Raw genomic sequence first — 12433 nt, forward strand, 5'->3', positions numbered from 1 at the left:
AAGTCATAAGGTTTTATTTATGCTATCGCCTAACACTATGTGTAAGTTTCCGCCATCGATAATGTCTTGATGGGTTATGGTTAGCGCGTTGTAAGGCTCACCATTTAACAACATAGATTGAATATATTTATTTTCGGGAGATTGATTTTCGGTAGTGATTTTAAATGCCTTACCGTTTTCTAAATTAATAGTCGCCGAGGTTACCGTTGGCGAGGTAAGGCTATAAACCGCCTCGGCCGGATTTATTGGATATAATCCCATTGATGAAAACACTAACCACGCGCTCATTTGTCCGCAATCTTCATTTCCACAATAGCCATCGGGCTTCGTGCTGTATTGGGTTTTTATAATTTTACGTACCATCTCTTGGGTTTTCCATGGCTGCCCAATTTCGTTATACAAATAAGCTACATGATGACTTGGCTCGTTACCGTGCGCATATTGCCCAATCATACCGGTGCTAAAAATAGGTAGCTTATCCTCTTTTTCTGGATAATAAGTAAACATGGAATCTAATTTTACGGCAAATTGTTCTTTTCCTACGGCTTGCTCTAATCCATCGATATTATGCGGAACAAACCAAAAATATTGCCATGCATTACTTTCGCAAAATTCTTTGGTATATGCTTTTGCTGAAAATTCACTAATAAAATGACCTTGATCGTCTTTTGGACGGAAGAAGGTCGATTCTGTATCGTACAAATTACGCCAGTTATCAGCACGTTTTGTAAACACCTTATTAGCCTCTACATGTCCTAAGGCTTTTGCTAATTTGGCTATGCACCAATCGTTATAAGCATACTCCAAAGTTTTTGAAACCGACCAATTTTCGTGATGTTCGCCAGTGGGAACATAGCCTAACTTTTTGTATAAATCTATTTGTCTGCCATCTTCGTTTGCTGAAGCTATACAAGCCTCTAAAGCTTTTTCGGCATCCATTGGAATGCCTTTAAAATAGGCGTCAACAATTACAGGAACAGCGTGGTAACCAATCATCATATTGGTTTCGTTTCCTGCTAAAGACCATACTGGAAGTAAACCCGTTTCGTCGTAATGCGATAAAAACGATTTCACCATATCTTCGGTTTCTTTTTGAGAAATGATGGTGTATAATGGATGCGTTGCTCTAAAGGTGTCCCACAATGAAAACGTATCGTACTTATTGTAACCGTTGGCTACATGATTTTTGCCATCGGCACCTTTGTATGCACCATCCACATCGCTGTGTAACGATGGCGTTAAAAACACATGGTACATGTTGGTATAAAACAATTCTTTTTGAGCTTTTGTGCCTTCAATAGTAATTTTTGAGAGTTGTTTTTCCCAAATGGCATCGGCTTCTGCTACGGTTTTTTCGAAATCCCAATGCGGTAATTCGGCTTCGAGGTTTTTTCTAGCACCAGCTATACTTGCCGAAGATAACGCCACTTTTACTTTTATTTTTTCGTTATCTGATGTTTTATAATGAGCCACTATTTTGGTAAACTGTCCGGCTACGCTATCGGCATTAATTTCTTCGGATTTATTGAATAACTGTGCTTTATCGAAAGGTTTAGAAAACTGCATTACAAAATACACACGTTGGTCTGCTGCCCAACCTTTCGATTTTCGGTAACCCACAATGGTTTGGTTGTCTTCTATCGTTATTTTAGTTTCCATAGGCTTATCCCAATTTAAGCTATATCCTAAATCGAGAATAATTTGACTGTTATCGTCCTTCGGAAATGTGTATTGGTGAAACCCTACACGTGCAGTTGTGGTTAATTCGGCCTTAATTCCAGAGCTTAACAAATCTACGGTATAATAACCTGGGCTTGCCTCTTCTTTATCATGAGAAAATTTAGAATATGGTCTGTAAGCAGCTTCGGGTGTTAAACTTTTAGTGAATTTACTGTTTAAAGGCATTACCAATAAATCGTACATATCGCCAGCACCAGTACCCGATAAATGCGTATGGCTAAACCCTGCTATAGTTGAATCTGGGTAAAAATAACCTGCAATTCTGTCCCAACCAGGTAAACCGTTATCTGGACTTAATTGCACCATGCCAAATGGAACCACTGCTCCTGGATAGGTATTTCCTGGTCCGTCGGTTCCTGTAAATGTATTAACGTATTGTGTTAGCTTTTCTGTTGTTTGCTGTGGTGTTTCCTTTGTAATTTGAGCACATGAAACTACGGCTAAACTTAGCATTAACAATAAACTGTTATAAAACTTCATTTCCTAATATTCTTTAAAGCACATTTACTGTGTGCTATGACAAATTTACGCTTAAAACATATGGTGGTTACTTATATTCTGCTTTAAGCTTATTAATTATTTTGTTGGCGTTATTGGCAATATGTCGACTATAATCTTGAGTATATAAAGTTGCAATAGTGCTATACTTTTTTGCTAAATTGTTATAATCTTCCCAAGCTTTATCGTAAACTTTAAGCCATTTTTTTACGTTTTTAGCATCGCCATTATCATCTGCATATTTTATATTAACCAAGCTTCGGTAAATTTCGTATAGCTTTAAACCATATTCTGATGAACCAATAGCATGATTTTTGGTTTCGTTATTTCCCCAATCAATGCTTTTAGCTAAACTAACTATCGTTTTCCATTTTGCAACGGCTTCATCTTTTTGTGCTAAGTTTCGTAGCTGTTCTGTTTCACCTTTAACCACCATTGGCCACGCAATACCTTGATCTCTTGTCCACCACGGATTCATATCGCGATATGTACTATTTCTACCACGAACAACCGCTTCGGCCGAGAGTAAACACATGCGTCGAAATTTTTCTAAATCATTTCCTTTTAAACCTAAACGCTCTGTAGCATATCGATTAAAAATAAAGGCTTCTGTTTTATCGGTGTTTTGCCCCCATTGTGCCATTACCCACGCATTTAAATCGCACCATAACTCATCTTTTATGTATGGACCATCCCAACCGCCACCGCGAGACCAAGTCCAGATACCTGCGTATAATTCGGGTTTGGTTTCAACAAATTCCTTGATACTATGAATACGCTCTTTAGGCATACGGCTATGCTCTTCGAAACCCTCAATAACACCATTAGCAATATAATTTGGGTAAGCGCCTTTACCTTCGTATTCGCGAGCCGATTGCACTTCAATAATTTGACGATGACGCCCTTGGCCAATCACTTTACTAAAGCTATTTGCTCTATGAAAATCGCCTTCGCAATGTTTAATACTTATAATTAAATTGTTATGCGGCGTTACGGCATCACTCACTTTTAAATAGTTTTCTAAATTAACATCGAAAGCGCCCCAAGTTCTAAAAATTAATTGTTTATCGCGTTTCTCACATATTTCTTCTTTTAAAATATTGATTAACGGAATAATAGTTTTTTCAGGACTCTTTTTATCTTTTATAGACCCTAAATGATAAGGCGCATCGTGTAAATAGGTTTCGCCAATACGCACAACCAAACCATCTAGATCTGGAAACTGATCGAACATTTCATTAATTTGAACTCTAATTAATTGCTCGGTTAATTCGTTATTAGGATCGCCAAAAGTGTCTTCAATATTATATTTTTCTATTAATCTTTTAGGAAACAATACTAAATCTGACATGGCATAAATGGCCATATTTTCGGCCTTACATGCCGCATGCATTTGTTTAATTTGTGCCGCTTTTTCATCAACCCATTTTCTATCTTGAGAGCCTTTAGGTAGCACATCTTTGTCGAAAGATTCCCAGTTTATAGCCAAGGCAGGAGATTCGAATAAAAAGTACACTTTGCCGTTGTACCCCATTTCCTTAATTACTGCCGGATTGTTGTATTTAGAATCGTATGGTGTTTCACCAGGATTATGATGAACCATATCTAAAATTAAAGGTTCTGTATTCTTATTTTGTGCATACCCTAGGTTATGTCCTATAAAAAACACAACAAGTATTAGGTTTATAATTTTTTCTAATTTTAAATGATTCATTTTCTTTTTTACTAACATTATTAATTTTTTAAAAACCGGTAAAATCTGAGTTGATTAATTGTAATTTTTCACCCTGTAACCCATACCAAGCACTAATGGCTCTAGGTTTATCGCTTGGTCTGTATTTAATGGTAATAGGATGCCATCCTGCTTTTAATGCTACATTACCGTAACGTTTTCTTGGTCCGTGCCAACCGCTATTATCTACAACTAAAGTGTCTCCAATGTATAAATAATCGCCACCATCCGATCGGGTTTCAAATTGATAAATACCATCTTTTTCGGCTTTTATATAACCAGAAAACACCATATTAACCGGTTTTTTTCCTTTAAAATCGGCGATATCAACGCTATCTACAACTTCCCAGTTTGCGGTATTTTTAAGTTTAACATCTGCTACTTTTTTAAGTTTACCTGAAATTAAAAAACGTTTAAGCCCTTTGGTTTTAGGTTCGATAGCTTGAGAAAGTATATAGGCTTTCTGCTCAACTTTTGTCTTTTTTATATCATTGAATATTTCTCCTTTATAAGCTCTCGCCTTAATTTCTACGGTATCACTCACCGTAAAAGGTGCAGTATATTTTGTGGTTTCTTTTGTTGGTATAGAGCCATCTGTGGTGTAAAAAATCTCAACACCATCTAAAGGATAAGCTAATTCCAACTTAATTTGTGTGCTATCAACCATAGCTATGGTTTTATCTAAGCCTTTTACAATTGGAATGTAATAATATACGCCTAACTCATCTAACCTTGGGTATTGTTTTTCAACGCGCGAATTAAAAGCTTCAAAATCTTTATTTTCTTTTGATGCCCATGCATTTTCTGCCACCGCTAACATACGTGGAAAAGCTTGGTATTGTAAACGTTTAAAACTTGGAATCCACTCAGACCATAAATTGGCTTGAATACCTAAAACGTTAGCTTCTTCTTCGGCAGTAAAGTTTTCTGGAACAGGCTCGTAATTATAAATTTTTTCTAACGTGTTTCCTTCATTTAAATAATCGAAATAATAGGCATCGGTTGGTGTAATTACCAATTCGTTACCGTTTTCGGCTGCTTTTTTAGGCGCTTCTGGTCTCCAACCTCTCCACCACATAACGGCTGCATCTTTGGTTAAACCACCTTCAACAATTTCGTCCCATCCCATAAGTTTTTTTCCTTTTGAATGTAAAAACTGCTCGATATCACGATTAAAAAACGACTGCAATTCGTGTTCATCTTTTAGGTTATTATCTTTTATTGCTTTTTGGCAATGCGGACACACTTTCCATGATGCTATATTAACCTCATCGCCGCCAATATGAATGTATTCGTAAGGAAATAAATCGACAACTTCGCTTAACACATTTTTCATAAACTCGTAAGTCGTGTCTTTTCCTAAACATGACGGATGCGTAAAAACAGTATCCCAACCCGACTTTCCAGTACATGATAAAAACGGATAGTTATCTATAGCTGCTTTAAAATGCCCTGGCATATCAATTTCTGGAACCACGGTAATACATCTATCATCGGCGTAAGCCACGATTTCTTTTATTTGTTCTTGGGTAAAGAAACCACCGTATTTACGCTCACCATCAATAGTTTTAAACTTAGCTTCATCAATGGTATAAAGTTTATTTTCTTCAGCGCGTTCCATACAAATCGTGTCTTGATTGTTTGGTGTTCTCCACGCTCCTTTTTCGGTTAATAAAGGATATTGTTTAATCTCAATTCTCCAACCTTGATCGTCGGTTAAATGCATGTGATAAATGTTCATTTTATAAAGCGCTAGGTAATCTAAAAAAGATTTAACCTCATCTATATCAATAAAATGACGACTAAAATCATTATGCATACCTCGCCATTTAAAACGCGGTTCATCTTCAATACTTAAACATGGTACATACCAATTTGCTGAAACCTCGCTCGTACTTTCTATTTCTGCAGGCAATAATTGACGAATGGTTTGAACACCATTAAAAAACCCGCTTTCTTCTGAAGCCGAAATAATAATTTGCGACGGATTTACCACTAATTTATACGCACCTTCTTTTAAACCTTCTACCGTTTCAAAAATTACTGCTGCTGCAGTTTTTGATGTTGATTCGCTAAACTCGAACCCTGCGGAAGTACTAAATAATCCTTTTAAATAGTTAGCTGCTTTTTTATGCGCATCTTCGGTAACTACTAATTTGGTTTTCGACTCGAACTCGAAAGCATTTTCATGAAGTTGTATGCTTGAAGGCTTTGGTATTATTGAAATATCTTCTTTGGTAAAAGATGGTTTTTGATGGGAGCAGCTTGCAAAAAGAACTGCTAAAAGTAAGAGCGTTAGGTAGTTTTTCATGGTTATCGTTTTATTTTCATTTTCATGTTGGTTTCAACCGCTTTATCAAAAGCTTCGGTTATTTCGGTTTTTAGTTTAGATTTTTCAATCCAAGCAGCATCGCCATAAATTCCAGCTTCCGAATAATTAAAAGGTTTAAAACCAATCTTTTTGTAATTATTTTTTCTTTTAAAGTTAAAATTAAAAGCTTCTGCATCTTTAAAATAGGGCTTAGTAATTAGGCTATGTTTATCGAATCCTAAAGCTTTCCATTCATTAAAATTATGTTCATTAAAATTGTAATCGGTACTGCTGGTGTTCCAATATATATTCTTATCAATCTCTGCAACTACAGTATCCCAAGCGCCTTTGGCCACCATACCTTCGTTAAAAATTACAATATTATTTGTGAAGGTAAACGACTTATGCTTTTCTGGAATAGTACATTGCAATTGATATTTTTTTGCAAAGGCCAAAATGTTATTTTTTACAACATTATGTTTTCCATAGTTTTGCTGAAATCCGCCAGTTTTTGTGCTATAAACTAGGTTGTTTTTAAACACAATTCCTGTAGAACCTTCGTCGGCATACATGCCCCAGCCACCGTAAGAATACGAATGTATATGATGAATCAAATTTTTTTCGACCACCGTACCTTCTGAAGCTCCCAAAGTATAAATTCCGGCCATATCGCTTAATAAAGCCCAACCAATATGATGTATATGATTATAAGAAATCGTATTACGTTTTGCTAAACTTGGTTTATAACCCCAAACCCAACCAACAGAAATTCCGGTATAAAAAAAGTTACCAATATCGTTATGAGTTATTATGTTGTTTGAACTATGTCCAACCCAAACACCAACGGCTGCCGGAAATTCTTGCCCACCAGATTTTATAATATTATTTTCTACTGAAATGTGATGTGTATGAAGCTCGTTTTGCAACGGTTTAAAATCGCCTAAATAAACACCACCGCCACCAATATTATGAATGTATGTTTTATTGATTGATGAATAACTACAGCCTCTACCAAACCAAACCGCATGTTGACCAATATTTGATACTTCGCAATTGCTTATGTTTATATGCTTCGCATTTTCAACCAGAATGGCTGCATTTAAAATAGCTGCTGCCTGATTAGGCTCTGAACCCGTTGGAGGTATTTTATAATGACAATGTTTAAAGCTTAAGCCTTCAAAATTAACATACTGTACATACTTATTTTCAATAGCGTTACCTTCAATTGTTATTAAATTACCCAATACTGGAGCAATAAACTCGGTATTATTAATGGTTTCACCATCCTTGGGTTTGTAAAGTAAAATGCCGTTATCTTTTAAAAACCATTCACCCGGAGCATCAAGTGCGGCTTCGTAGTTTTCAAGAATTATGCGTCTGTCCTTTTTTAACGGATTCCAAGGTTTCATACCTTTTCCTGATGTTACTATTTTGCTGCTGTCGGCAATAAAATCATCAATATGTCTTAACGTATAATCCCATTTATGGTAGGCTTTAAACCGTACATTTTTAAGTTCGTTTGGCTTTATATTTTGCAAAGCTTTTGCGCCGTTACTATCTAAATATATAATTTGTTCGGCACGTTCTGCAACTTTAGATTTACCTTGTTTCCATATGTTTTGAAAAACTGTATCTATTTTTATAAAACCTTGGTTTGGTGTTTTAGCTAAAGTCGCTCGGTTATTATTAACGTATAGCTGATGGAATTTCCAGTTGTAATACACCGATTCTGGAATTTTAGTTTGCCACAATCCGTTTTCTGTTTCAGTAAAATTTGAAATTGTTTTGCCACCACTAAAAATAGGATGTGCGCCTTCTTCGGCTTTATAAATTATTGGATGTTTTTGCGTTCCGCTATCCTTTGGTAAAAGCTCCAAAGGTTCTTTCATAACATACAATCCATCTTCAATAATTACTGTGAAAGCTAGTGTTTTAAAAGATTGATTTTCCTTTAATAATCTAATGGCATTTCTAGCTCCAATTAAAGTAGCTAAAGGCTCTGTTTTAGTGCCCGAATTAGCATCGTTACCAGTTGGAGAGATGTAAATTTTGTGTTGTGCATTTAAGTTGAAACTTAAAAACACGATAGCGAAAACTAAGTGTTTAATATTATTCAAAATTGAGAGATTTATTTTTTATGTTCGACTGGCGTGGTACTCAACTTTAAAAATTGTTCTTCGGTAGCTAAGCCCATCATATTATTTTTTCTGTGCTTAATACGCTCTGCAGCTTTGTCTAAAAATTTTAAATCTACATCTGTTCGTAAACCTTTTGTTTTGGTATACTTCGGGTTATTATCTAAACTTGGCAAAGCATCAACTTTCGTTTGAAATTCGCTTACTACAGATTGTAAATTAGCGTCATCAATTAAATTTGATGTTTCATAAGGATCTTCTTTTAAATTGTAAATTCTGTGTACTTTTTGAAGCGTATCAACATATACTTTATACTCCTCGTTTCGCAATACACGATCTCTAAATTGCAAAGCATTCACAAGCCAACCGTCTTTGTTAAAATGCGCAGGTAAACCGCCCATTGATAAAATATAGTCTCTGTTAGTACTTGATGCTTTTTCAGTTAAAACTTTAGCAAACGAATGGCCGTCAAGATTTAAATCTTCGTTGTTTGTGGCACCTGCTAATTCTAAGAACGTTGGAAAAATATCCGTAAAATCAACCAAAGCATCGGTTTCAAAATGTTTATTATCTGGTGTTTTTACAATGAAGGGTGCATTAATCCCGTTTTCGGTTAAATAAGCTTTTCCGCCTCTAATATACTTTCCGTTTCTTTTACCAATAATTGATGGCGATGTACCATTGTCTGTCGTTAAAACTACATAAGTGTTTTTTGATAAGCCTGAAGTTTCAAGGTTATCTAGAATGTTTCCGATGATAAAATCGGTATAACGCACCATCGCTCTATGTTTTTCGTATTTAGTTTTTACGTTAGGTTCTAAAGGTGTATGCACAAAAGGGGAATGCGTTAAAACCATGGGATAATAAATACAAAACGGATGGTTTTTATTGGTATTCATAAAATCGATTACAAAATCTGAAAACAGATCTGGCCCAAATTTACCTTCATAGGTTTTACTACCTTCTTTTGTAAAAATATAAGGATTCCAATAGCGTTTATCGCTTGGTTTATTACCCGATTCGTAACCTGTCCACATGCAAAATTCATCGAAACCTGCTTTTTGCATCGCATTTGGCTCAATTCTAAAATCGTTTATTTGCCATTTACCAGCAATACAAGTTTTGTAACCCGATTCTTGTAAAGCTTTAGCAAAACTTGGGTTTTTATCGGCATCAAAATTAGCACCATGTCCCCAACGAGGCACATCGTAATGGTTTACCCAACCATTTTCGTAAGGATATTGACCAGTAATTAAAGCCACACGACTTGGTGTACATTGTGGCATAGAATACACGTTGTTAAATTTTATACTCGTATTAACTAAGGCATCAATATTCGGGGTGTTAATTTCTGAAGCGCCATAGCTTGTAAACCATTCTTTACCTAAATCATCTACTAAAATAAATATGAAATTTGGTTTATCATTGGTTTCAGAACTCCCCTTTTTTTCAACGTTTTGCTTACAAGACCATGCAAAGCTAATGGTAATAATTAGCAGTAAACTAAGTTTAAAATTATCAGATATTTTAACGCACATACACCTTAGTTTTTCCATTCTATTTCACCGTTTTCTAAACTCCAATCGTTACCGTAATACCCAATGGCTTCCACAGCATTAACACCATCATTATAAATGGTATTATTAAAAATAAAAACATCGGGAGTATCTGTTCCGGAACCAAAGTATTTGTTTTGGTTGGCCGATTTAAATCCGTTAATTCCCGTACCTGTAATTACAGCAATTGAAGCCGTTTTACTATCCGTTCTTGGGTAAGTTAAATAAGCGCTATAATTATCCCCTTTTAGTATTTTGTTTCCTACTTTAATTTCGTTGCGTTTTACTTGCACCGGACTATCTTTCAATAATACTTTCCATGCACTGTTTGTTGAAGCATTTCCGTAAAGGATAACCGAACGATCTTTATATTTTTGAAGTGAAAATTCTTTATCTGATATGATATCAATAGAGCCATTACCTCGATAATAAAAAGTTTCAGCATCAAAACGGGCTTTATTAAACGCCCAATTGTTTTCGGCTGTAGTTCCTTTTGTACCATAAACAAACAGCATATTGTTTTTGAAAGCTTCTTTAAAATTACCGTAGCGTGTTGGGTTTTTCTCGAAAGTATTGCTAGGAGCTTCTGCTATTTTCCAAGAATCATTTAATTTTTCAAACCAAATATCATTCTTGCTTTTAGCATCAATATTATTAAACTTAACACCATCAATTGTAATATTTACAGTGTCTGAAGCTTTGGTATGTTCTAGATTAACTTTAAACTTTTTTAAGTTTTCGGTTTCAAAAGAAATGTGTCTCGTTTTTAAAACTTCATTCTTTTTTATTTGTTTTTCGGTTCTTACGTTTTGATTTCCTTTTATACTTGTAAACTCAAACAATTTTTCTTGTTGATATAAGCTCACATATCTACTTTCTGATGACACACCTGGATTTACCGTTTTAAACTCAAAAGTTTTTACCACATCGTTATCCGGAATGGTATGCCATTTAAAATAATCGAAAATGGTGTGGAAATCGATACCGAACCAATGCTTTTTGTCTTCGTATTCTAAGTAGGCAAAATCTGGGTGAAATTCTGCTAAATGCTTTTTCATAAAACGTGCTTGATCTACCGAAACTACCTCATCGGCATCTCCATGTTGAATATAAACGCCGTGATGTAAATAGTTTCTAGATAATTCTAAAGTATGACTCGCATAATTAGAACGCGTAAACATATGCTCAATAGCCGATTCGTTTTCCGCTTTCTCTTTTCCAGCATACGAAAACAAGGAATACCAACCCGAAATTGGTGCAATAGCCGCCCATTTATTAGGAAAGGTAGCGCCTAAATGCCAAGTACCATGACCGCCCATAGAATGTCCTGTTAAATAGGTTCGTTTTGGGTCTGTGCCATACATGTTTTCAGCTATTTTTTGAACTTCCATAGCATCCCAACGGCCCCAATCTTCCCAATTGAAACCAAAAGGTCTACGGTTTGTTGGAGCAAAAACATGTCCCCAATCTTTTGCTTTGTACGATGCTGCTTGGTTTCTAGCTTCAACACTTGCCCCGTGAACCGATAAAAACATCGCTGGTTGTTCGTCTGTTTTTAAATCGCCTTCTTTAACTGAAAAATATTGCACACTGCCGTCGATGTTTGAAACAAATGTTCTAGAATATCGATCTTGCGGTGTACGCACGTGATATAAAACCGAGGTTTCATCAACTAACTTATTGTTGTTATATAATTTTAAGTGGACTCTTACCGTATCTTTTTCAGTATAATTATCTTTAACCTTATAGGCTACTTTGCGCATGGCCATTGGAATAATAGACGCAGCTTTAGTTTCTATAACGTCACCATTACTTTCTGCAACTATTTTTAAGTTTTTTAGGTTATTTTCTGATGCATTTAAAATTCTAACCGAACCTATTTTGGTATCGTTTTCTGTGGTTAAAAAATCTGGAATTGTCATATCGCGTTTTAAAAACGAAATAGGTTTAACCACCGGTAATAATTGTAAATTTACTTGTCCGCGACCACCTTTTACTAAAAAGGTATTCTCGCCTTTTTTTATTTGAATTGGATGAAAAGTTAAGTGCTTATTATACACATCGCCACCACGAGGTACACCATTAACAAAAACCTCGTTATGCCCAGATATTTCTAAAACACGAAGCTCTTCTATTGGGGAATTATAGGTTATAAACAAATAACCACCGCGTAGTTTTCTGCTTTTAAAAACACCTTTTTCATCGGCAGTAACACGTTCCCATCGCTCAACCTCATCTCTTCTATTTAAACCAATGCTGTCGTTTTCTTTAGGTTTATAATGTTCTTGAGTAATAAAACTATGAAAAACAGGATCTTTATAAATCATGCTTCTTCTAGCTTGACTTGTACTACCAACCATTAAACCTTTGGTTAATGGAATGGTGTCTTGAGCTATTAAAACGACTGTTGAAAATAATGCTATTAATAAGGTTGAGAGACTTTTGATTTTCATTATTGTAT

Annotated in this window: 6 protein-coding genes; all 6 read right to left on the reverse strand. The window is 35.4% G+C overall.

The features are described 5' to 3' along the window. Positions 1-3 precede the first annotated feature (3 nt). Positions 4-2220, reverse strand: a complete 2217-nt coding sequence (locus PW52_RS12050; RefSeq protein WP_044633212.1) for a GH92 family glycosyl hydrolase — start codon at positions 2218-2220, stop codon at positions 4-6. Between the two features lie 67 nt (positions 2221-2287). Continuing rightward, entirely contained in the window at positions 2288-3952 is a 1665-nt protein-coding gene (locus PW52_RS12055; protein ID WP_205618135.1) for a hypothetical protein, read from the reverse strand. Between the two features lie 28 nt (positions 3953-3980). Further along, positions 3981-6281 (reverse strand): family 20 glycosylhydrolase, encoded by a 2301-nt coding sequence (locus PW52_RS12060; protein ID WP_052823477.1) that lies wholly within the window; start codon positions 6279-6281, stop codon positions 3981-3983. 2 nt (positions 6282-6283) lie between these two features. Continuing rightward, positions 6284-8398 (reverse strand): right-handed parallel beta-helix repeat-containing protein, encoded by a 2115-nt coding sequence (locus tag PW52_RS12065; RefSeq protein ID WP_117584377.1) that lies wholly within the window; start codon positions 8396-8398, stop codon positions 6284-6286. Between the two features lie 11 nt (positions 8399-8409). Continuing rightward, on the reverse strand, positions 8410-9954 hold the full coding sequence (locus PW52_RS12070; protein ID WP_165586773.1) for a sulfatase-like hydrolase/transferase: 1545 nt from the start codon (positions 9952-9954) through the stop codon (positions 8410-8412). 5 nt (positions 9955-9959) lie between these two features. Beyond that, positions 9960-12425: a prolyl oligopeptidase family serine peptidase gene (locus PW52_RS12075; RefSeq protein ID WP_052823479.1), complete on the reverse strand. Its 2466-nt coding sequence runs from the start codon at positions 12423-12425 to the stop codon at positions 9960-9962. Positions 12426-12433 lie beyond the last annotated feature (8 nt).

This window comes from Neotamlana sedimentorum, assembly GCF_000943565.1.
GTDB lineage: Bacteria > Bacteroidota > Bacteroidia > Flavobacteriales > Flavobacteriaceae > Neotamlana > Neotamlana sedimentorum.